Here is a 23,627-nt window from a genome sequence, read left to right as displayed (position 1 = left end):
TCCTCCTGAAAACTTTCACGCTTTTTACATTAGAAATCATAACAATCCGAAGTAAAGTTTTCTTTCATTCTTTAGTTAAATGTAAGTAAATTTTCTTTCACTTAGTTTATGAAAGTTTATTTTCTCTTGTCTTCGAAAACGATATCGAAGAACACTTTCTTTTTATTTCCCTTTTTCGTCAGAACTTGTCATATTTTTCACGTTATTAATAGAACTTTTACAATTTAAAAATAAATTTTTTCACTTTTCCCGTCCCATCCATGATATGATAGATCTAACTTATCAATTTTCAACTAAAAGGAGGTAGTGTAAAATGAAAGGCTATGCAATGCTAAAAATCGGTGAATCCGGCTGGATTGAGAAAGACCGCCCTGAATGCGGGCCGCTTGATGCGATCTGTAAACCACTTGCTGTCGCAATCTGCACATCTGATGTTCATACGCTGTGGGAAGGTGCTATCGGAGAACGCCACAACATGATTCTTGGCCACGAATGCTGTGCTGAAGTTGTAGAAGTCGGCTCTCTTGTCAAAGATTTCAAACCAGGTGACCGTGTTCTGGTTCCGGCCATCACTCCGGACTGGAACTCTCTCGAAGCACAGGCAGGATATTCCATGCACTCCGGCGGAATGCTGGCAGGATGGAAATTCTCCAACTTCAAAGACGGTGTCTTCTCTGAATTCTTCCATGTCAATGACGCAGATGGAAACCTTGCGCTTCTGCCGTCCAATATCGACCCGGTAGATGCATGTATGCTCTCCGACATGGTTCCGACCGGATTCCACGGTGTCGAACTTGCCGACGTTCAGTTCGGTGACACCGTTCTCGTTATCGGAATCGGCCCGGTAGGACTGATGTCTGTTGCCGGCGCCAATATGCGCGGTGCATCCCGCATTATTGCAGTCGGCACAAGACCTGTCTGCGTAGAGGCGGCCAGAGGATACGGCGCTGTTGATTTTATCAGTTACAAAGACGGAAGCATAGAAGACCAGGTTCTTGCCATGACAGACGGAAAAGGCGTGGACAAAGTCGTTGTCGCAGGAGGCGGCTGTGAAACGTTTGAATCTGCTGTCAAAGCATTAAAACCAGGTGGAAAGATCGGTAATGTCAACTATCTTGGAAGCGGCACCTATGTCAATATCCCGCGCGCTGAATGGGGTGTCGGCATGGGACACAAACAGATCAACGGCGGTCTCATGCCAGGCGGACGTCTCCGCATGGAAAAACTCGGTGCACTTGTTTCCGCAGGCAAACTGGATGTACACCCGCTCGTATCCCATGTATTTGACGGATGGGAACATCTGGAAGAAGCACTCTTCCTTATGAGAGACAAGCCAAGAGACCTGATCAAACCAGTCGTTAAAATCGAAGACTAACCAGAAAATCGGAGGATATTATGAAGATACTTGTCGTTTCCGGCTTCCTCGGTGCCGGGAAAACTACGTTTATTAAAGAAATGGCGCAGAAGACAAAGCAGGATTTTGTCGTCATGGAAAATGAATACGGGGAAGTCGGTATCGACAAAACCATTTTAGATGAGGAGAAAGATATCAATATCTGGGAACTGACGGAAGGCTGTATCTGCTGTTCCATGAAATCGGACTTTGCCTCCTCCATCCTGACCATCGCCAACACCCTCGATCCGGAATATCTCATTGTAGAGCCGACCGGTGTGGGCGTACTGTCCAATGTCATTCATAATATCCGGCAGATCGAGTACGAACGGATTTCCCTTTTAAGTCCCGTTACCATTGTGGATGCCAACTGCTTTGACCACTATATGCGGGACTACCGGGATATCTTTGAAGATCAGTTAAAGGCAGCCGGGACCATCGTCATTTCCAAACGTAACTTCGATACACCGGAAGAGATGGATACTCTGGTTTCCAAAATCCGGGATGTCAATCCTGACGCCCGAATCCAGGCAGAGCATTACAGCCATATGGAGCTGTCCTGGTGGGAGACCTTGTTACATACGGATCTGAGCGGGAACTCCATCACACCCGAACAGATGGACACTCCAAACCTGCTCTCCCTCGGCCTTACAGATATTTCCCTGCCGGGCCCCGATCATCTGATCTGGTTTCTGGAACAGCTGATCCACGGTACTTACGGGACGATCTGCCGGGCCAAAGGATTCGTTGACGCCGGAGGCTGTCTTCTCCGCTTTGATGTGGTGGACGACCGTTACACCATCACCGGATTTGACGAAACCGAACAGCCAAAGAGTATTTTCATCGGCCCGAAAATCAAACGCCGGGAACTGCGCAAACTACTGATCAAAGAATTGCGAGAATCTTCTTAATTTCATGTGAGGCCTTCCGGATCAGCATTGCAAAGTCCGGAGGGCCTTTCTGCCCTTTCTGTGACTTCATCACGGAACTCTCCATTTAAATCTGAGATAATAATGCCAGAAAAAGCAAAGGAGGATTCCACCATGAAATTTCATCTTGACGAACGGTTAATTGAGCATATGAAAAAATCCAATCATAAAAATATCCTGATTACCCCAATGATGTGCCACACATGAGGCGGCTCCCGTCTGGATATATCGGCAAGGTTTGTCGATTCGGAAGAAACAGCCGTCCTAAAACGTGAGCATTTCTTAAGCTTCCCTCACGAATTCGGGGAGATTCTGATCCGCAGGATCCCACAGCGTGTCGAAGAAACTGTAACCCTTGGGCTCTCCCGGTTTTTCCGGCAGATCACCGTACAGGGCATTTACTCCGCATGACAATAAGACGCCGGAACAGAGCAAAACTCTGCACCGGCGCCTTATTGCCTTTAATCTGTGTACAAACCAATCAGTTTTTCCTGATAGCCTGCCTTTTTTTCTTCTCTCATTCGTTCCACTGCCGGAAGCAGCCGTGGATCCGTAATTTTCTCCAGCATTTTCATTCTCCTTTCGGAGATCGTTTCTTTCGACATCGCCTGCTCATAATCCTGACGTGTCATATGCCAGAAAATAAAATCTCCCCGGTAATACTGTTTCAGTTTTTGTGCAATTAAAAGCCCCTCCGGGTCAAAGTCTCCGGCATAGTAAATCCTGACTCCGCTCCCTGCAAGCAGATCCAGCAGAAGAAGAGAACTGAGTCTTGGCTGTCCGTTCATACACATACAGGATCGTTTTCCTTTCCATTTCCCGCAAAGGACAGAAAATACCGATGGATTCTCCACAAGAAATAATTCCTGCTCCCTGCATTCCACCCGTCCCCACTTTGCTATAGAAGCAAGTGAAACCTGCACGGCCTCCTCTTCTTCTAAATATCCGCATATTCCCTGATGCAGTTTTCCATTCTCTTTCCACGCACGAATTCCAAAAACAGTAGTGTAATTCGATACATCATCTTTTAAGATTCCTGCCTGAAGATACAGTTTCTGCGTGTGAAGTGCCGGAAAGATGTTATGATTCGGCTGACAGGACTCTTCCTTGTTGTTTTGTCCATTCTGATTCTGCCTGGCAAACCAGTTCAAAATGAGTGTAAGAAGCGCACTGTCCTGTTCTCCACGGTCAAATGCGTGCGGATTTCCTGTTACCTTTGCCGCAAATACAGCTTGATATTCCACGTTCCCTTTCCAGTATGGGAGCGCATTGATCATCCGGGCAACCATGGAAACCTGTTTTCGGATCTCATGTTCACTGCTTTTTGACTCGCCACAGCGTTTTTTCAAATAGCGGTATATCTCCTGCGCACATACGGAAACATCAGAACTGACGCCTTTTTCCAACACATCCTTAAGATTCTCAATCCAGCCGGCCGCAGGCGTTCCTGCCGCTTCTTTACCTGCCTGTTTCAGGATACTCTTCCACATCTGTTCATATAATCTTTTTTCTTCGCTTTTTGCCTCCGGCTTTTTATCGAAATAGATTTCCAGAACTTTCTCCGGTGAAATTTCACCAAACCGGCTGTTTTTCCAGGCATTTCTGAATTTTGCCGCAGAGACAGCGGCACTCTTTTTCCCATGAAAATTTTTTCCAAAAAATCCTTCCAGTTCCTCTCTCTCTTCTTCTGTCAGATTCCGTAATTCTACTGTCCCTGTAAACATCCCGTATGATTCATATTTTTTCCAGAACCCTTTCAGCAGTCTTTCAAATACTTTCTGCTCTTTCAGATAGGTAAGGCATTCTTTTTCAAGCTTTGGCAGCCCGCTGTTCCATCTCATCTTCATCTTCCATTAATTCCTTTGTCTTTCCGTTCCAAAGATACGGCATTACTGTCACAAACTTTGCGTTTTCCGGACGTATCAGCTGATAGATCGCAAGAGCGTCCAGTGTGTCGCAGTCTCCCCAAAGTACCTGTGAATTAATCAAAAAATCAAACCGGAATTCCGTCATCAGCCGGAACATGTCTCTGATATTTCTGTTATCCACACCTGCAAATGCTTCATCGAGAGAAATCAGCCTTGGAGCGTCTTCCCTTCCGCCTTCATATTTTGCTACTACAGCCGAAAACAGAGGCACATACATTGCCATCGCCTTTTCACCGCCGCTGAACGTACCAAACATACTGTTCGTCAGTTCTTTTACCTTTTCACCACCTTTTTGAAAGAACAGCTGAAATTCAAACCATTTCCTGTAATCCAGCGTCTCCTTCATTACCTGATAGAAAGAAACCATTCCTCCGCTGTCTCTCGCGTTTTTCCGTGCCTCTTCTACTTTTGAGCGGAAATGCATGGAGAGTCGTTCTGCCTCCTCTTCCCGCATCAGCCGGTAATCTTTTTTCAAAAGTTCTACCAGTTCTTTTGTATCCAGCTGCCCCTCTGTTTCTGCCGTCCGGCTTCTCCAGCGGAGACTGAGCTTCAGGCCGCTTGACGTATTCATCGCTCCCATCAGGTGATTCATATTTTCCACCCATGAAATGGAACTGTTGATCTTTCCACGGATTTTCCGGCTCACCGTATTTGCCAGAATATCTTCAAAAAGCTCTCTGTCTCCTTCCCGGATCAATTCTGTCAGATCTTGAATTTCCTCCTCCAGATATCCGAGCAGTTTTCCAAACGGAATGACGGATCCCTGATATCTTGCCGTCATATCAATTCTCTTCGGAGATGGCAGTCCTTCTCTGATCTCCCCGTCTCCAAACAGTTCTTTCTGCATCGGCTGATAGTCATTTAAGACGCCCCGGTTTTCAAAATAAACCTGATTCAAATCCTGAATAATACTGTTTCGATCCATTTTTTGACATTCTACGCTCAATGCTCTTCTGACTTCTTCCGGTTTTTCCTCAAATTCTGGCGAAAATCCTGCATATTCAAGAACCAGTTCCTCCCGGAAGCAACGCTTCAAATATTCCTCTTTGTCCTCCAATTCCAGTTTTTTGTCCTTCAATTTCTCTATCTGCTCCCGGATTCCCCGAATCTGTTCTTCTTTCTGCGCCTTTTCTTCCACACACTCCTGCAGTCTCTTCGGATAAGCATTCAGCCATTCAATGCAGGTATCCAGCCGTTTTTTGATTTTCTCATAATCTGTCAACTTCAACTGCTCTCTGACCGAATCGTATTCCACCTTATCTTTATTCATCTGTCTTTCTAAGATCCCGATGTCATACCGGATCTGATCCATGTCAAAATCCAGCCCTTCCAGCTGTTCCTCCAGTTCTTTTTGGTAACGGATCATCTGGATATATACTTCATGGCCGGCTTTTAATTGATAGAACGCTTTTTCATATGTTCTGGAAGCTCCATCCGCCTTCTGAAAGATATCAAGCCGGCATGACAGATACAGTTTATCCGCAATCTCTCCGGCTTTTGTTTTCAATTCTCTCAGTTCTGCGGCTGCTGTTCCAATCTCGCCTTCCAGTCTTCTGCCCTCTTCCCGCAGTTTCTGCTCCCTTTCTTCTGCCTCTGTAAGCATTTTCCAGGCAGTCCTAAGATCCTGATCTCCCGGAAGTGCCTGATATTCACTTTCCAGAATCTCCATTCTTTTACTCAAAACCCCGGTTTCTTGTTCCAGACAGGTTATCTCTTCCTCGAGCACATTCATATATTCTCCGCACAGCCGGATTTTTTCCTGACGGTTTCTCTCTCTGGCCTGTGTTCCGAGAAATCCCGCTTCATAATTCCCTGTCACAGTTCCCGTCAGCACACCAATCTGGTAAATTCCTTCTTTCGTTACGATCGTACTTTCCTGCATATCTTCTCCATAAGCAATTCGTCCCAGAATATTCGTGATTGTCTGATTAAAGAAAAGATTATTCACTGTATCGTTTAAATCCAGCACGGAGAGCAGACTGTTCTCAACATGCCCGTTCTGTACAAACAGATACCTGTCACATCCTGTTGTATCCAGATGCAGCACCTGATCCTTATATGATTCATCAATCACAAGTGCATCCAGAATCCCCATATAAGCCAACGCTTCTTCCAGCCGGTCACATTCTTCTTTACTCAGGTTCTGCCCAAATTCAATGACTTTATAAAATTCCTGGTATGGAATCTGTTTTTCCCGAAGCGCCCGGCGGTTTTCCACAACCGCTTCACTCCTGTCCGGTTCCGGCTCTTTCCTGTTCTGCCAGTCAGCGAGTTCTTTTTTGGTTTTTTCGTATTGCTGTTCCAGATCCTGAATTCTTACTTTTCGTTCCCGTCTCTGCCGGTCAAGTTCATCTCTTTTTTTCATCCAGATATCTGCCGCCTGAGTCCGAACTTCTGCAAAATCTGAATGATCTCCATAATGTTCTGCGAATCCGGACATTCCTTTTAACGTATTCGATGGAATATTTAATTCTTCATTGCTGCCTGCCCATCTGTACAACATCTCTTTCCATTCGTTTTGTGCCTGAATCAACAGATTCTCCTGCTCCTGCGCCTTCCTTGCTGACAGATCTTCTGCCCTCTGGTGTCGTTCCCTCTGCAGACGCAGTTCCTCCAGACGTCGCTCTTTTCCATCTGCCGCCTGTAAAATTTTCAGGCCTTCTCCAATACGTTCCTGTACAATTTCCATCTGGTTTTGATGACTTTCAAATCCATATGGTTCTTCTATATTCTGCAATAATTCATCTGCAAAAAAGGTATGCTCCTCAAAAGCCATGTCCCCGGCATCCTCATCCATCTCTTCTAAAAGATGCCCAATCTCGCTTTTCTTTTCGAATGCCTTATCTTCTTCCTGCTTCTTTTTCTTCTCTGTCTCAATATATGTGTCCTGCTTGTCCGCAAGCTGCCCTTTCTTTTTTTGAAGCTGGATTTCCTGATCAGAAATCCTCTTTTCCAATTCCACTTCCCGCTCTTTTAAACCGACAGCGTCACTTTCCTTCAGAGAATCTCGTTCTTTTTCCATCGTCTTCCGTCCGGCATCCAGCTCTTCTTGTTCAGCGATGAGTTCCTGTACCCGTTCCTGATGTTTCTGAAGCAGCTTCTCATCTTCTTCCTGCTCTCTTTTTGTGTCATTGAGCCGTTTCTTTGCTTCACAGTAATTCTGGACTTTCTCATAAAGTACCAGTCGATTATACTTCTCAAATACCCTGTTGATCTTTTCCGCAGCCTGTTTCCCTTCCCGGCGCGCTTTCAGATTCATGTTCATGGTGTCCATATTTTCAATTGCTTCCGACATCGGCAGAAGATCTTCGTCTGACAACGGCTGCAGGGAATCGCTCAAAATTTCATTGATAATTGACGGTTTAAAATCTTTTGACAGTTTCGGCGTACGCAGCTGAATCAAGAGATCGATCATCTCTTTGTATTCTTCCACATTCTCAAAGCCAAAAATCTGACGATTGACATATTCCATATACTCTGCCTGCCGTTCTATAACCCGGCCCCCGTCTCCAATCCGGTTTTCCAGTTCTCTTTTGGAAAGAGTGATCTTCTCATCCAGCTCTTTATAAAGCCAGAAATCCTTTCCGATTCTTCTTCCGTCTGTGATGGCAAAATACCATTTATCCAGCGGCTTTCCTTTTCTGGCACGAATCCCCATCCCGATCGTCAGATAGTTCTCGCTGTCACATCGTTTAAACTCCAGATAGAGGTATCCTGTCCTCTCTTCTCTCTCATCTCCGTCTTCCAGAAGGTAACTGCTCATCTTACGATCTCTCGATCCAAAAGGATCCAGACGTTCCGGATTCATATTTCCGTCCAGAAGAAGAGGAATCACACTCTGCATTGTTACTGACTTCCCCGAACCATTGGAACCCCTGAGAAGCATTCTCCCTTTCGCAAAAGAAAACTCCTGCTCATCATAGTACCAGAAATTGATCAAACCGATCTTGTTCGCCTGCCATCTACTGTTCATCTCTATCTCCTCCTGCGTAATCTGCCGGGTATCTTCCCTGTATTTTTCCTGCTGCCGGATAGATGCCAACCATGTGATCCTTCTCCATTACCCGGATAAAACTCCAGATCCGCATTTCTTCCATCATGGTTTCTACATATTCTCCTTCCTGCATTTCCCGAAACTGCTTGGTAAATCCATTTCCATACGTTCTCTTCACTTCTTTTAGAAGTCTCTCAAATTCCATCTGATCTACCAGGATCATCTCATCTGTCTCTGCTTTCCAGATTCCTTCTTCAACTTTCCGCCTTACTTCCCGGCACACAAGCAGAATCATGTCTGATACTGCATTATTTCCCGGAAATTGTATTCCAAGCCTGCTTCCTTCCTGCGGAAGGGCATAAGCGCTGCCTCTGTGAATATGCAGATCACAGTCCAGATGTTCATTCAAATCTTCTGCCAGACGTCTTCCATAATATTTCAGATATTCGAAATCCTCCGCTGTTCCCTCGCTTCTGTACATTCCGGGTGAAAACAAAAGACGCTTATAGACACGGTGTCTCCTGGCAATTCCCCGGTCTTCATCCACGCCAAACCACTCGCTTTCCAAAAAATCCTCCGGTTCAGAATAAGACATAATATCTGTAGAGAAATTTTTCATAAAATACCTGGACGCTCCTGTATTTTCATAAAGGACCTGCCCATTTTGATCTTCCATAAAATTTTCATCATTCCCGTCTGTTACCTGAATAATCCCCTGCGTCTTTGCATAACGCATCACCTTCACCAGCCTCCGCCTGTGCGTGTAGAGTGTCCAATCCACCTTTTCTGCCGGCATATTAGCGGAAATATAATCCGTCAGCATAGAAATCGTAAACTGATATTCTGTATCTTTATCCTCCAGAAACATCAACAGTACACAAAGAAAGGCATATTCCTCTCTGGATGTAAACTCCCGGATTCCCATCCATTCCTCCGGCACTGCCGGAATCTTCTCCATTTTGATCAGCAGCGAATTGGCAATGATCTGGCAGCCCATTTTTTCTGTTGCAAACTTCCGTATTTCACCTGCCGCATCCCTCAGCCTGTAATACAGTTCTTTCTCTTCCGCCTTTAATACCCATCTTCGATTCATTAAAATCTCAAGTTCTTCTCTCATTACTCATCCTCTTGAAATACAATACTGATTTTTGGCATCGTAAAATTTCCATCTTCACAGTGAACCACACACTTCTCCTGCGCATATTTCATATCAAGTACAAACCGTCTGCCATCATCGGTCCGTGCAGAATATTCTGCATCTTCCATCGCATCGGACAGCCATCTTAAAAGGATCTCTCTGACTCTTGGTTCAATTACCGGAAGTGTGGAAAAATCAATTCTTCCATTCTGAATCAGCTCTCCTGCCTTTTCCCTGTCTTCTTTGATCTGCTTTAACATCTGCTCACGCACCCTGGCTTTTTCTGTTCCATGGTCACGAAGACCGCTTCTTATACTCTTTTCCCGATATGTCCGGATCCTCGGTTTTAATACGAACTCCTCCGGAGCTTCCTCATACACGGTCGTATTCATACTGTCTGTCTCACGTTCTTTTTTTACATTCAAATGGAATGGTTTCTCCAATCCGAAAATCATTGCCGCCATCTTATGCGCCTGCTGCACGTCCTCACAGGCCATAAAGATAGACGCCGCCTTTTTATATTCTTCCTTGCGGTTTGCTCCAAGAGCATTCCTCTCACTGATCTGTGCCGCGTACCGGGTGATCTTTCGAATAATTTCGTTCGTAGCATCAAACAGTTTTCCCGCCTCATTCTCCTGGCCATTCTCCGGAACAAACCAGTCATAGATACTTTGAAATCTGCCGTAAATATTATCAGCAATCAACGTCTCTGACATTTCCACATCCATTCTTGGTATTGACATCGAATACTGTACTACCTTATTCAAGACAGTCTCTTTCGTTTCTTCCGGCAGTCCCCGGATTTCTTCCTCAATGATTCCCACATTTCTCTGCAGTCCTTTGATAAAATTCCTCAGATATTCAATCAAACGGTCTTTGAATACAAGAAATGCCCGTGTCCTCATCATCTCTTCCGCTCTTACGCTGTTCAGATCCCGGATATAATCCTGGTAATTCTGATTCAGCCGGATGAAATCATTATTGAGATCTGTCCACCATGTGTAAACTGCATCTAATGGCTCGGATACCATCTGAGGAAATCTCCCCACATTGATCCGGATCCGTTCCAACAGCGTCGGTTCCAATGATGCTCCCTCAATAAACAGATTTTCCAGTCTGAGAACCAGTCTCTCAATCTCCACACTGTATTCTGACATCTGATACCGGAACCTGCGGTTGCTGAACTCCTCCAGCGATGTGACTTTCCGCGTATCCTGATCCGCAATCAGATTTTTCCAGGCAGTCAGCGCATTTAAATCCTGCTGGCACTGCTCCATCTTATAATCAGCAAAATATGGATCCTGTTTTAATTCGTCATAAACTTCCTCCTGATACATCCAATATTTTAACTTTTCATAATTATCAAAAAAAATGCGCATAATGCACCGATACCGGTCCACATTATCCGCATTTAAATATTTTACTTCTGTTAACGGCTTCGTAAGTTTATCTGTCACGTACATTTCCAGCGTCCTCCTAAAACAGACTCTGGAATTATTATAAACTGTCATCTGCCGATTCACAAGGAAAAGCAAAAAATATATCATATCACCTACAAATGACATTTTCATGCTACTTGCAGGGGTTCTCTCCTGTGTTTCTGTTTATTCCTAATCATCACTTTTAGAAGCACTCTCTTCTTCCAGCTCCCAGATATGTTTATCTCTCCGAAACCAGAGGCATACTCCGATTCCTGCAAATGCGATGACAAAGAAAAGTACTGCTGCCCCGGAGCCTTTTCCGCTTCCAAATATCCGGATCAGGATGCTTCCTTCTTTCTGTGCTGCCATCAACGGCTCAAAAACATGATCGACGAGAAATCCTCCCAGGAAATATCCGATCGGGATCGTAAAAAACTGAAGGGAATTCCGTACAGAGTACACTCTTCCCTGCATTTCCATCGGAATCCTGCTTCTCAGGATGACGTCCAGATTCGTATTCATCAGCGGAATCGCAATCCATCCCAGGAATCCTCCGATACACCAGACAAGCGGTGTCCTTCCCAGTGCAAGCAGAAAGTTCTCAAAACTCATGGCAAAAAGCAGGCTGTTGCAGATGACCCGCACACGGCTTTTCGGCTTTGGCAGTACCGATGCCAGAATACTTCCCAGAAGTGTGGCGGCACCGATCACGGCGTTCACCAGTCCCATCGCAGTTTGGCTTCCGCCTTTTCTGGAGAGCATCATTGCCGGAAGGGCCGCATCATAGATGGATGCCACCAGATTAATTGCCGCAAGAAACAGAATCAGTCCAAAGATTCCTTTTTCTGTTCTGAGATATGCGATTCCTTTCCCTGCAGATATAAGCAACGATTCATTCCCCGGCGCTTCTTCTCTCCCTTCTGGAATTTGAATTCCAAACGCCAATGTCATAAATGCCGCTCCAAATGTAAACAGGTCAAATGCGATCACCGCATCCATTCCTGCGATTCCCAGTACAGCCGTTGCTATAATCGGCGTAAGAATCGAATTCAAAGCATTGGCCAGATACCGCATTCCTCCGACTTTCTGATAATACTTTGGCGGCAGAATTCTCGTCACAGCTACCTCGGATGCCGGCTGCTGTACCGTATTCATCAGTCCGTTGACAATATTGATCAGATAAAGATGTCCTACCTGCAGCATCTGCTGTTTCATGAGAACCAGCATTACCACGGTGGATACCGCCGCAACCGTATCGCAGACTAACATTGTCGCCTTTTTATTCCAGCGGTCGCTCAACGCCCCGGCAGAAATGCTGAAGATGACATATGGCGCATAAGAGCAGACCATTAATAATGATGTCATCAGAGCCGATTGTTTATGTGTATAGGACCAGATTACAAGTGCATAACTGGTCATCGCACTTCCCAGCGCGGAGAATGCCTGTGTCCCCCACAGCATGAGAAATGGTTTCATTTCGTGTAATGTTGTTTTATATGTTTTCATAAGACTTTGCTCCTTTTTTCTTTCTTCCCGGCAAAGTCTCTGACTGATCATCTTACTCCATGCAATGTGATCTTACAAGACTTTGCATGGAGGTAATGCAATGCATAATCTCATTGTTGCTCCCTCTTTCTACTCTTTCAATCTGTTATTTTCCCATCCATTTACGAATCAGTTCCATCTTCCCAGTGCCCGGTCTCTCTGTTATGCTTTGTGGTTTCATAACTTCCCCCATTCGTAAATTATATTCTCATTATACAGTCCTTCTTCTTTTTTTACAAATACCGAATCAAAAAAAGACCGTATTCCGGTGTTTTTATACCTGAATACGGTCTAAATAATTTAGAATCTTTATGCAATGGCACCTCATCCATCATGCCAGTCCATGCTCTTCCAGCCACACCATCCATGTATTTTTGCCTTCCCGCATTTTCCGGGATCTCACAGTGAACTCCAGAATCGTAAGTCCTGTAAATACAAGGAACAGAATCAGCAGGAAAATGAGACATCCCCGGATACTCTCGCCGCCGCTTATGGTACTGCGGAACGCCTGCACCGTATAGGTAAACGGCACCCAGTCATGAAGATACGGCACAAATGATCCGGACAGTTCATAAGGGTACGTACCTACAGAACCGGCCAGCTGGATCACCATGAATATCAGCATCAGGAAACTTCCTACACGGCCCAGCAGACTGGTAAAGAAGTACATCACCGACATAAATGCAAGCGATGCTCCACACGCTACCAGAACGGTCTTTCCAATTTCCGCAGGAGTAAAACCATCAAATATATGGAGTGCACCAATCATAACTACCGCCTGTAGAACTGCTGTCAGATAGAGCACAGATGCCTTGCTGATCCACCAGCGGAAGCCGGATTTCATTTTTCCTCCATAACTGGTCAGCGGATACATCAGGCTGAACGCAATACAGCCGACCCACAGCCCTACAGACATCATATACGGCGCCATTGCATGGCCGTTGTTGGCAACCTCCGTGATCTGTGTCTCTTCTGTATCTACCGGTGCAGCAAACATATCCGTCGCCTCATCTGACGTATTCGTTTCCCGGATCTGCGCCGCACCGCTTCCCAGTTCTTTTGACAACGTATCCGCACCGTCCGAAACCTGATCGATCCCATCGCCCAGTTCGCGACTGCCGTCAGAAAGTTGTTCCGCTCCTTTGCTGATCTGGCCGGCTCCATCTGTCAACTTTGCCGCCCCCTCCGTCAATGCTTTACTGTTCAAAGTAAGCTTGCCGGCTCCGGAAACAAGCGTATCCGTTCCGTCTTTCAGCTTCGTACTTCCCTGTGCCAACGCTCCAAGGCCACTGTTCAGTTCCGCAGCTCCTTTCCGGAGCGCTGATGTTCCCTGCTTCTGAAGCTGATCTGCTCCTGAAGCAGCAGCGGAAATTCCTCTCACCAGTACCGGAGCCTGCTCTGCCAGTGCGGACGTCCCGGACTGAAGCTGTCCGATCCCGTTTTTCAGGGAATCCGCACCATTCTGCACAGTGGAAATACCATTCTGAAGTTCCGGGATCTTCGATGCAAGCTGTGTGCTTCCTGCTGCCGCTTCATCAACACCGTATGTATAATCGGAAACACCTGCAGACAATATTTCTGCCTGTTGCTGTACTGCTGCAATCTGTGTCCTCAGTTCTTCCGGTACGCCTTCTGCTCCGGCAAGTGCCGCCAGCGCCTGGCTGATCCCGGCCGCCCCATTACGCAACGACCGGGAACTGGAAGCAGCAGACTGTAGACCGGAGCTAAGAGAATCCGCTCCGTCCTTCAAGTTGGCCGCTCCTTCAGACAGAGCTGTAATCCCGCCTGAAAGCTGTTTTGCTCCGTCATTTAAAGAAGCTGCTCCGTCATTCAGCGCATCTGCCGCATCCGGAAGGGCAGATGCGGCCACATTCAGTTCGGACAGTCCGGCGTTGAGAGCAGTCATATTATCATCCACATCCGCCGCACCGGCTGCCAGATCGGAGCCGCCTTTCTGTGCATCATTTACGCCGCTGTCCAGCGCATTTACACCGTTTTGCAATTCTTCTGCTCCTGCTGCCGCCGCACTGACTCCATCTGTATACTGCTCAAGCCCTACTTCTAATTCCTGACTTCCATCCGCGAATACCAGAGCGCTCTTGGAAAGAATCTGCAGATTGTCAGTAATCGTCCGATTTCCGTCGGCCAACTGATCCGCCCCGTCTTTCAATTCACCAGAACCGTCAGCTGCCTCCTGCATTCCGTCCCCCACTTCCGCAAGTTTATCAAACAGGACTTCTGTATACGTCCTGGTAACCTCTTCCCGTACTGAACTTTCCAGTTCTTTCATCGCCGTCTCGCTCATCTTGGATGCGATATAATTTGTTCCCGGATTCGTTTCATAGGACAACGTCATCTTTTCCGGGTTCGCATCCGTCAGCGATGCGGCATGAGCTGAAAACTCTTCCGGTATGGTAATAACCATATAGTATGTACCATCCTTAAGTCCTTTCTGCGCTTCTTTGTCTGACGGGAACTGAAAGTCAAGAGAATCGTTGTCTTTCAGTTCGTCCATCAATGTGCCGCCAATATCCAGCTTCTGATCTGCATAAGTCACCGGAACGTCATGATTGATGACAGCCACCGGAAGCTTATCAAGATTTCCGTATGGATCCCACATAGATCCAAGGAAAAGTGTCGTATAGATTGTCGGGATCGCGATGACCGCGACTGTAACAATCAGTAAAATCTTATTTTTGAACAGACTGTGCCATTCCTGCCTCAACATCTTTTTTCTCCTCTCTTTTTGCAACATTAATTCTATTAATAGATATTGTGTTGATTTTTCTATCACCATGAATTATAGTAAAATCAGAAAAGAGATACAACCATTAATGTGACGGCTCTCTGTCTGTTAATGGATAAGCAAACGACATAATGTCTATTATTTTAAGAGGAGGATTTATTTCATGCCAAAAACTATGGACCGGCGGATTCGCAAGACAAGAGCCCAGCTCCGTCAGGGGCTGGCCGAACTTCTGAAAGAAAAAAGCTTAAAGGAGATCACCATTAAAGAACTCGTAGAAAAAGTGGACATTAACCGCTCCACCTTCTATTTACACTATACGGATATCTATGACATGATGGAAAAGATTGAAAATGAACTGACCGGGGAGATTGAAGATCTGATCCATACCCATCCGATCAGCCCTTTCAATGAGGACAGCTTCCCGTTCATCGAAGACATTTTCTCTATCCTTGCGGAAAACCGTGATATTTGTGCCGCCCTCCTGGGACCTAACGGAGACATCTCTTTCCTGCACCGGATTGAGAATATTCTTTCCGAACACAGTCTGAATGCTCTGAAAGAAACATTTCCGGGGAAGATGGATGATCTGACATATTATTATGCCTTTTGTCTTTCCGGCTGCATCGGTCTGGTCAAGACCTGGCTGTCAGAAGAATCCTCCGCAAGCCCCCAGCATATGGCTGAACTTACATTTAAACTCATTATGAATACACTGAGAGGTTTCTATCCGGACTTTTCCGTAAGACATTCCTGATATTTACGAAAAGATAAAGCTTAAAAAGGGATTGCCGTTCGGCAATCCCTTAAATCTTCGCTATATTCGATTACTCGATGATTGTAGCAACACGTCCAGATCCTACTGTACGTCCACCTTCACGGATAGCGAAACGAAGTCCCTGCTCCATAGCTACTGGATGGATCAGTTCAACTGTCATTTCTACGTTATCTCCAGGCATGCACATTTCTGTTCCTTCCGGAAGTTCGCAAACACCTGTTACGTCTGTTGTTCTGAAGTAGAACTGTGGACGGTAGTTGTTGAAGAATGGAGTATGACGTCCACCTTCATCTTTTGTCAGAACGTAAACCTGAGCTGTAAATTTGTGGTGGCATGTTACAGAACCTGGTTTACAAAGAACCTGTCCTCTTTCGATTTCTGTTCTCTGAACACCACGAAGCAGAGCACCGATGTTGTCACCAGCCTGAGCTTCATCAAGAAGTTTACGGAACATTTCAACACCTGTTACAACAACTTTACGTGTTTCTTCATGGATACCAACGATTTCTACTTCATCAGATACGTGAAGTGTACCACGCTCTACTCTACCTGTAGCAACTGTACCACGTCCTGTGATAGAGAATACGTCTTCGACCGGCATAAGGAACGGTTTGTCTGTGTCACGTTCCGGATCCGGAATGTAGCTGTCAACAGCATCCATAAGTTCCATGATCTTGTCTCCCCATTCTCCGCTCGGATCTTCCAGAGCTTTCAGAGCAGATCCTCTGATGATCGGAGTGTCATCTCCCGGGAATTCATACTCGTCAAGGAGTTCACGGATTTCCATTTCTACTAATTCAAGAAGTTCTTCGTCGTCTACCATATCACATTTGTTCATGAATACAACGATGTAAGGTACACCTACCTGACGGGACAGAAGGATGTGCTCTCTTGTCTGAGCCATAACACCATCTGTAGCAGCTACTACAAGGATAGCTCCGTCCATCTGAGCTGCTCCTGTGATCATGTTCTTAACGTAGTCAGCATGACCCGGGCAGTCAACGTGTGCGTAGTGACGTTTCTCTGTTTCGTACTCTACGTGAGCTGTGGAGATTGTGATACCACGTTCTCTTTCTTCTGGTGCTTTATCGATATTTTCGAAATCTACTGCAGCGTTACCAGCAACTCTTGTGGAAAGTACTTTTGTGATAGCAGCTGTTAAAGTAGTTTTACCATGGTCAACGTGTCCGATTGTACCAATATTACAATGTGGTTTTGTTCTTTCAAATTTAGCCTTTGCCATTTGAATAATCCTCCTTAATTCTACCCTCAAGCAGGGCAATTTTTTTAATTTAAAAGTTTACTCAGCTACATCTGATTATATTTCAAAACTGCTGAATTTTCAAGCCTTTTTAAGCTTTTTTATTGGATAATACCTTTTCCTGTACATTCTTCGGTACCTGCTCATATTTCTCAAAGAACATAGAGTAGTTACCACGTCCCTGTGTTCTGGAACGAAGATCTGTAGAGTATCCGAACATTTCAGAAAGCGGTACATATGCACGTACAATCTTTCCTCCGCCCAGGTCATCCATTCCTTCGATACGTCCACGACGGGAGTTGATGTCACCGATAACATCACCCATATATTCTTCCGGCATTGTTACTTCTACTTTCATGATAGGTTCAAGAAGTACCGGAGCTGATTTTGCCATCGCATCCTTGAATGCAAGGGAACCAGCGATATGGAATGCCATTTCGGATGAGTCGACTTCATGGTAGGATCCATCGTATACATTTGCGTGGATACCAACAACCGGGAATCCTCCAAGGATACCGGATTTCATAGCTTCTTCGATACCTTCACCTACTGCCGGGATATATTCCTTCGGAATAGCACCGCCGACAACAGTGGATTCGAATTTATATGTTTCTTCACCGTTGACATCCATTGGCTCGAATTTAACTTTACAATGTCCGTACTGTCCACGTCCACCGGACTGTTTAGCGTACTTGCTGTCTACATCAACCGGTTTTGTGAAAGTTTCTTTGTAAGCAACCTGAGGTGCACCTACATTAGCCTCTACCTTGAATTCACGGAGAAGTCTGTCTACGATGATTTCAAGATGGAGCTCACCCATACCGGCGATGATGGTCTGTCCTGTCTCATGGTCTGTATGAGCACGGAATGTCGGGTCTTCTTCTGCAAGTTTTGCAAGAGATTCACCAAGTTTGCCCTGAGAAGCTTTTGTCTTCGGCTCGATAGCAAGCTCGATAACCGGTTCCGGGAATTCCATGGATTCAAGGATTACCGGGTGCTGATCGTCACAGATTGTATCTCCTGTTGTGGAGAATTTGAATCCGATCGCTGCAGCGATATCTCCAGAGTAAACTTTGTCAAGTTCTGCTCTCTTGTTGGCATGCATCTGAAGGATACGTCCAACACGTTCTTTTTTATTCTTTGTCGCGTTCAGGACATAAGAACCGGAGTTCATTGTTCCTGAATATACACGGAAGTAAGCAAGCTTACCTACGAACGGGTCTGTCATGATCTTGAATACGAGAGCGGAGAACGGCTCTTCGTCAGAAGAATGTCTCTCTACTTCGTTTCCGTCTTCATCAACACCCTTGATAGCCGGGATATCTGTCGGAGCCGGCATATATTCAAGGATTGCATCCAGAAGTTTCTGAACACCTTTGTTTCTGTAAGCAGATCCACAGCATACCGGAACAGCTGTACATTCGCATGTCGCTTTTCTCAGTACTCTCTTCAGATCTTCTACTGCCGGTTCTTCACCTTCCAGATATTCCATCATCAGGTCGTCGTCAAGTTCACAGATCTTTTCAACGAGCTCTGTACGATATAATTCCGCATCATCTTTCATTTCTTCCGGAATGTCGCATACAGTGATGTCATCACCTTTTTCATCATTGTAGATGTATGCCTGCATTTCCATCAGGTCGATGATACCTTTGAATTCGTCTTCTTTTCCGATTGGAAGCTGAAGACAGATTGCGTTTTTACCTAATCTTGTTTTGATCTGTTCAACTGCATTGTAGAAATCTGCACCCAGAATGTCCATCTTGTTGATGAAAGCCATACGAGGTACGTTGTAAGTGTCAGCCTGACGCCATACGTTTTCTGACTGAGGCTCTACACCACCTTTGGCACAGAACACACCTACAGCACCGTCAAGTACACGCAGGGAACGCTCTACTTCTACTGTGAAGTCAACGTGTCCCGGAGTATCGATGATGTTGATACGGTGCTCAAGAGCGCCCGGCTTCGGTTTCGTCTTTTCTTCCAGTGTCCAGTGACATGTTGTAGCAGCTGAAGTGATCGTGATACCTCTTTCCTGCTCCTGCTCCATCCAGTCCATGGTAGCAGTACCTTCATGTGTATCACCGATCTTGTAGTTTACACCGGTATAGTAGAGAATACGCTCTGTCAGCGTAGTCTTACCAGCATCGATGTGAGCCATGATACCGATGTTTCTTGTTCTCTCTAATGGATATTCTCTTCCAGCCAAGACTTTTTCCTCCTAAACTAATAAGATCGACTGTTTCCTGCCATATCCGGCAGAACCGTCTCCAGGGAGAATCCTTAGAAACGGTAGTGAGCAAACGCTTTGTTTGCTTCTGCCATCTTGTGCATATCTTCTTTTCTCTTCACAGATGCTCCTGTGTTGTTTGCAGCATCCAGAATTTCGTTGGCCAATCTTTCTTCCATTGTCTTTTCTCCTCTGTTACGGGAGAATGTTGTCAGCCAGCGAAGAGCTAACGCCTGTCTTCTGTCAGCACGTACTTCGATCGGTACCTGGTATGTTGCACCTCCGATACGTCTTGCCTTTACTTCCAGTACAGGCATGATGTTGTTCATTGCCTCTTCGAATACTTCGATCGCCGGTTTGTCAGCTTTCTCGGCAACTCTTTCAAATGCGCCATATACAATCTTCTGTGCTACACCTTTCTTACCATCCAGCATGATGTTGTTGATAAGCTTTGTAACAACTTTGTTATTGTATAATGGATCCGCTAATACGTCTCTTTTCTGAGTATGTCCTTTACGTGGCACGGTCCTTCCCTCCTTAATCATAATTGGATTAAATCATCAGTACTCGCTTCACAGTTTGCGTTCGTGCGGCAGGGACATATCAGTGTATGTCAATCCGCAACCTACTAATTTCATAGTCCTGTGATACGATAACGATTTTGTTACTTTAAACTTTTACTTATTTCTTTGCGTCTTTCGGTCTCTTAGCACCATATTTTGAACGTGCCTGACGTCTCTTTGCAACACCTGCTGTATCAAGTGTTCCGCGGACGATGTGGTATCTTGTACCTGGCAGGTCCTTAACACGGCCTCCACGGATCAGAACAACGCTGTGTTCCTGAAGGTTGTGTCCTTCTCCCGGGATGTAGCTTGTTACTTCGATTCCGTTAGACAGACGAACTCTGGCAATTTTTCTAAGAGCTGAGTTAGGCTTCTTAGGTGTAGCTGTCTTAACTGCTGTACATACACCTCTCTTCTGCGGAGCAGATGCATTGATAGCTCTTTTTCTCAGAGAGTTGTATCCTTTCTGAAGCGCCGGAGCTGTAGATTTCTTTACAGAAACCTCACGTCCTTTTTTTACTAACTGGTTGAATGTTGGCATTCCTTTCACCTCCTACGAATAATTAATAGGTTTGCTTGAAAATTTCTGATTTGCGCACAAAAATATCACGTATTTCCACACGCGCTTAATCATTGTATTACGTCTAAAAGGAAAAGTCAAGGCTTTTTACATTAATTTATCATCATTCCCATGATGTAAAGGTCATAGTAAACGCCGTTCAGAAGTGTGGAGTTTTTCCGGCATCCTTCGATCTCAAATCCGAATTTCATGTAGAGAGCAACGGCAGGGATGTTGTCCGCTCTGGTGTCCAGGCTGATTCTGGTTGTAACGCCGTTTCCTTTGCACCAGTCGATCAGCATCTGGATCAGTCTGCTTCCGATTCCCTGTTTCTGATATTTCTTTGCCACTACAATTCCCAGTTCACCGTCGTGGCGTGCTTTGATTTTGTGTGTGGAATGAATTGTAGCAATTCCTGCAATCTCCTCTCCGTCCATGGCAAGGAGCATCCGATTCGTCTGATTCCCTTCCAGGGAGCGGATCTCATCTTCCTGCTCGCTTACGGTCATCGGATACTCATCCTTCTCAAAGCTTAAATAGCTTGTCTCTCCTCCTACATAATTGTAGAATGCCACAATCTTTTCGGCATCCTCCACTTTGGCATCTCTGTAAATAATTTCTGACATGATTGTTCCCTCCTTTTTTCTTCTATCATATCTGATTTTTCATTTTCTGGCAAAAAGACAGGGTGCTTCCTGCACCCTGCCCGATTACTTCCTTTATGATCGCTTTTTCTTCGGAACGACATGGACAGCCCCGCCTTCCAGTTCTTCCAGTGCCTCTCCGATTCCTTCATTATAGGTAGGATGGGCTCTCATTCCCTTTAAGAGCTGAGATACTGTCATCCGATTGGTTATGGCCGTCACGAATTCTCCAATCATGTCCGTTGCCCGCGCGCACATCATCTGTGCTCCCAGTATGGTCTTTGTCTCCTTATCCGCCACCACTTTGATAAATCCACGCTCTTCTTTTGTGATCAGCGACTTCCCGTTGGCACTCATAATGAATTTGCCGGTTTCCACCTGAATCCCTTTTTCCTTTGCTTCCTCTTCTGTTATTCCGGCCGATGCTATTTCCGGATCTGTGTAGACGCACCCCGGAACAATTCTCAGATCCACCGACCGCTCCCGGCCTGCCAGGTGTTCCGCCACGGCAATGCCCTGGGCACTCGCTGCATGAGCCAGCTGGGCTCCGCCGATCAGGTCACCGATGGCATATACATGCGGAATGCTTGTCTCAAAGTCTGCATCTACGGTTACACGCCCGCGTTCTATCTCAGGCGCCGCCCCCTCCGCAAACAGGCCGTCCATATTGGCGCACCTGCCCACCGCACAGAGCACACAGTCTCCTTTTGCCTCCTGCTCTTTTTCCTTTTCCACATACCGGCACCGGTATCCGTCTCCATCCTGTTCCACTGCCTGTACCGACGCGGATGTATGGATCTCGATTCCTCGCTTTTTCAGGATCATCTTCAGATTCTGGGAAATTTCTTTGTCCATATTCGGAACGATTCTCGGCATCGCCTCCAGAATCGTCACCCGGCTTCCCAGGGCCGCATAGACAGTGGCAAATTCCACACTGATGACACCGCCTCCGATAATCACCATGCTCTGCGGCGGTTCTTCCATCCGGAACAACTCATCACTTGTGATGACTCCAGGCAGCTCTATTCCCGGAATCGGAATCTTAAGCGGTTTTGATCCGGACGCCAGAAGCACGTTCGATGCCTTGTATCTCTGTTCTCCATCCCCCGATGAGACAAGGACTTCCTTCTCTTCTCCATTTTCAGGAAGCAGGGTGCCGGTCCCTTTCACCACCGTCACGCCATTTGCCTTTAAAAGCTGTTCAATTCCCTGAACAAGCTGCTGTGTCGTCTCTTCCTTATATGCCAGGATTTTCCCGTAATCATAGGTGACATCAGAGGCGCAGATTCCAAATTCCGCGCAGTGCTGCATCTCCCTGTACAGAGAGGATGCATGAATCATGGCCTTTGCCGGAATACAGCCCCGGTTCAGGCAGGTACCTCCGATATCCCTGTTCTCGACAACTGCCGTGCGAAGCCCCAGTTTCGCGGCTTTGATGGCAGCCGCATAGCCGCCCGGCCCTGCGCCGATTACAATCAGATCAAATTGTCCTTCCATCTACCATTCCTCTTCTTTCATCCATTCTATCAGATCTTTCAGCATCTTCTCTTCTTCCGGATCTTCTGACCAGTACAGACCCAGTTCGATACAGATGCTTCTGCTGGAAAACCGTACTCCGTTCAGATAGTTCGGAAGAGCTTCAATCACCCCGGTTTTGAGGGCATCCGAATAGACTGCCGTATCCTTGATCTTCCCGTTTTCCACCTGAAACCGGATGGTTACCTCGCCCCATGGGAATTTCCTCGTGATTTCATGCTGAAAAGGGATCTTTCTTCCATAGAGCCATTCCCAGGATCTGAAATATTCCGCCCTGCTTTCTATTTCCTTTTTCTCCCGGTCATCCAGCTTCCGTTCCTGTACCGGAAGGCCATACACCTCTCCAAAGGCCTGGCGGAGAGCGTACTTCAGATCATCAATGGTCAGATCCGGAAGATACGTTCTCAGATTCGCCACTCTGGACCGTACTGAATCCACTCCTTTGGATTTCAGTTTCTCCCTGGAGACGGTCAGATAGCTTCCCAGTTTTTCCTTGTCCACATCCAGCATGATCGTTCCATGGTGATAGCAGTGGTCTCCATGGCGGTAAAATGCGTTCCCGGAAAATTTCTTCCCGTCAATCAAAAGATCATTCCGGCCGGACGCCTCAATGTGCAGTCCCAGATGTTCCAGCGCCCCGGCAATGACCGAAAGCTGCCGTTTGACATCATAATATTCTCCGGAAACCAGAAAGGTAAAATTCAAATTTCCCAGATCATGATATACCGCTCCTCCTCCGGAAAGCCGTCTTGCCAGATGGCCTCCGTCCCTCTCCAGCTGTTCTGTTCTGCATTCTTTCCATGCGTTCTGGTTTTTCCCGATCACCACGGTCTTTTCGTTCTGCCAGAGGTAGAGAATGCACTCCTTCTCCTTACATCCAAAGAGAAGAAACTCCTCCAGCGCAAGATTTCTGTACGGATCGGTTCCGTGACTTTCTATATATGTAAGTGTTTCCAACATGT

16 protein-coding genes are annotated in these 23,627 nt (G+C 46.1%); 3 read left to right on the top strand and 13 right to left on the bottom strand.

Going from position 1 to position 23,627, the window contains the following annotated elements; translation table 11 throughout:
• Positions 1-313: 313 nt before the first annotated feature.
• Together B5E64_RS02980 and B5E64_RS02975 are read left to right on the top strand one after the other, a co-directional pair.
• Complete coding sequence (locus B5E64_RS02980) at positions 314-1,375, top strand: NAD(P)-dependent alcohol dehydrogenase (protein ID WP_087167051.1); 1,062 nt, start codon at positions 314-316, stop codon at positions 1,373-1,375.
• A 20-nt stretch (positions 1,376-1,395) separates the two neighbouring features.
• Positions 1,396-2,304, top strand: a complete 909-nt coding sequence (locus B5E64_RS02975; RefSeq protein ID WP_087167050.1) for a GTP-binding protein — start codon at positions 1,396-1,398, stop codon at positions 2,302-2,304.
• A gap of 479 nt (positions 2,305-2,783) precedes the next feature.
• Here the strand turns inward: B5E64_RS02975 and B5E64_RS02970 are convergent, their stop codons facing one another.
• The 6 genes from B5E64_RS02970 to B5E64_RS02945 all read right to left on the bottom strand — a co-directional run bounded on the left by B5E64_RS02970 (position 2,784) and on the right by B5E64_RS02945 (position 15,076).
• Positions 2,784-4,169, bottom strand: a complete 1,386-nt coding sequence (locus B5E64_RS02970) for a TIGR02679 domain-containing protein (RefSeq protein WP_087167049.1) — start codon at positions 4,167-4,169, stop codon at positions 2,784-2,786.
• Entirely contained in the window at positions 4,132-8,223 is a 4,092-nt protein-coding gene (locus B5E64_RS02965) for a TIGR02680 family protein (RefSeq protein WP_242960069.1), read from the bottom strand. The genes B5E64_RS02970 and B5E64_RS02965 overlap by 38 nt, the downstream gene beginning before the upstream one ends.
• Positions 8,213-9,361, bottom strand: coding sequence for a TIGR02678 family protein (locus B5E64_RS02960; RefSeq protein WP_087167048.1), 1,149 nt, complete (start codon positions 9,359-9,361; stop codon positions 8,213-8,215). Before B5E64_RS02960 ends, B5E64_RS02965 begins: the two co-directional genes overlap by 11 nt.
• Complete coding sequence (locus B5E64_RS02955) at positions 9,361-10,845, bottom strand: TIGR02677 family protein (protein ID WP_087167047.1); 1,485 nt, start codon at positions 10,843-10,845, stop codon at positions 9,361-9,363. Before B5E64_RS02955 ends, B5E64_RS02960 begins: the two co-directional genes overlap by 1 nt.
• Positions 10,846-10,992: 147 nt before the next feature.
• The gene (locus tag B5E64_RS02950) at positions 10,993-12,309 is read right to left on the bottom strand and encodes an MFS transporter (protein WP_087167246.1); all 1,317 of its coding nucleotides are present in this window, start codon (positions 12,307-12,309) and stop codon (positions 10,993-10,995) included.
• A gap of 370 nt (positions 12,310-12,679) precedes the next feature.
• Positions 12,680-15,076 (bottom strand): YhgE/Pip domain-containing protein, encoded by a 2,397-nt coding sequence (locus B5E64_RS02945; protein WP_162610123.1) that lies wholly within the window; start codon positions 15,074-15,076, stop codon positions 12,680-12,682.
• A 181-nt stretch (positions 15,077-15,257) separates the two neighbouring features.
• Between B5E64_RS02945 and B5E64_RS02940 the strand changes: the two genes are divergently transcribed.
• Complete coding sequence (locus tag B5E64_RS02940) at positions 15,258-15,851, top strand: TetR/AcrR family transcriptional regulator C-terminal domain-containing protein (protein ID WP_087167045.1); 594 nt, start codon at positions 15,258-15,260, stop codon at positions 15,849-15,851.
• A gap of 70 nt (positions 15,852-15,921) precedes the next feature.
• Here the strand turns inward: B5E64_RS02940 and tuf are convergent, their stop codons facing one another.
• The 7 genes from tuf to B5E64_RS02905 all read right to left on the bottom strand — a co-directional run bounded on the left by tuf (position 15,922) and on the right by B5E64_RS02905 (position 23,625).
• Positions 15,922-17,115: an elongation factor Tu gene (gene tuf / locus B5E64_RS02935; RefSeq protein WP_087167044.1), complete on the bottom strand. Its 1,194-nt coding sequence runs from the start codon at positions 17,113-17,115 to the stop codon at positions 15,922-15,924.
• Between the two features lie 109 nt (positions 17,116-17,224).
• Complete coding sequence (gene fusA, locus B5E64_RS02930; protein WP_087167043.1) at positions 17,225-19,342, bottom strand: elongation factor G; 2,118 nt, start codon at positions 19,340-19,342, stop codon at positions 17,225-17,227.
• Positions 19,343-19,416: 74 nt separating this feature from the next.
• Positions 19,417-19,887, bottom strand: a complete 471-nt coding sequence (gene rpsG / locus B5E64_RS02925) for a 30S ribosomal protein S7 (protein ID WP_207651994.1) — start codon at positions 19,885-19,887, stop codon at positions 19,417-19,419.
• A 157-nt stretch (positions 19,888-20,044) separates the two neighbouring features.
• A complete protein-coding gene (gene rpsL, locus B5E64_RS02920; RefSeq protein ID WP_087167041.1) occupies positions 20,045-20,467 on the bottom strand; it encodes a 30S ribosomal protein S12 in 423 nt (140 codons plus the stop codon).
• A gap of 131 nt (positions 20,468-20,598) precedes the next feature.
• On the bottom strand, positions 20,599-21,111 hold the full coding sequence (locus tag B5E64_RS02915; protein WP_087167040.1) for a GNAT family N-acetyltransferase: 513 nt from the start codon (positions 21,109-21,111) through the stop codon (positions 20,599-20,601).
• A gap of 93 nt (positions 21,112-21,204) precedes the next feature.
• Complete coding sequence (gene lpdA / locus B5E64_RS02910; RefSeq protein WP_087167039.1) at positions 21,205-22,626, bottom strand: dihydrolipoyl dehydrogenase; 1,422 nt, start codon at positions 22,624-22,626, stop codon at positions 21,205-21,207.
• The gene (locus B5E64_RS02905; protein WP_087167038.1) at positions 22,627-23,625 is read right to left on the bottom strand and encodes a lipoate--protein ligase; all 999 of its coding nucleotides are present in this window, start codon (positions 23,623-23,625) and stop codon (positions 22,627-22,629) included. It abuts the gene before it with no gap.
• Positions 23,626-23,627: the final 2 nt, after the last annotated feature.

Origin of the sequence: Drancourtella sp. An12, from assembly GCF_002160935.1 — a bacterium.
Classification (GTDB): domain Bacteria; phylum Bacillota; class Clostridia; order Lachnospirales; family Lachnospiraceae; genus Sellimonas; species Sellimonas catena.
This window is presented reverse-complemented; position numbering and strand designations above follow the sequence as displayed.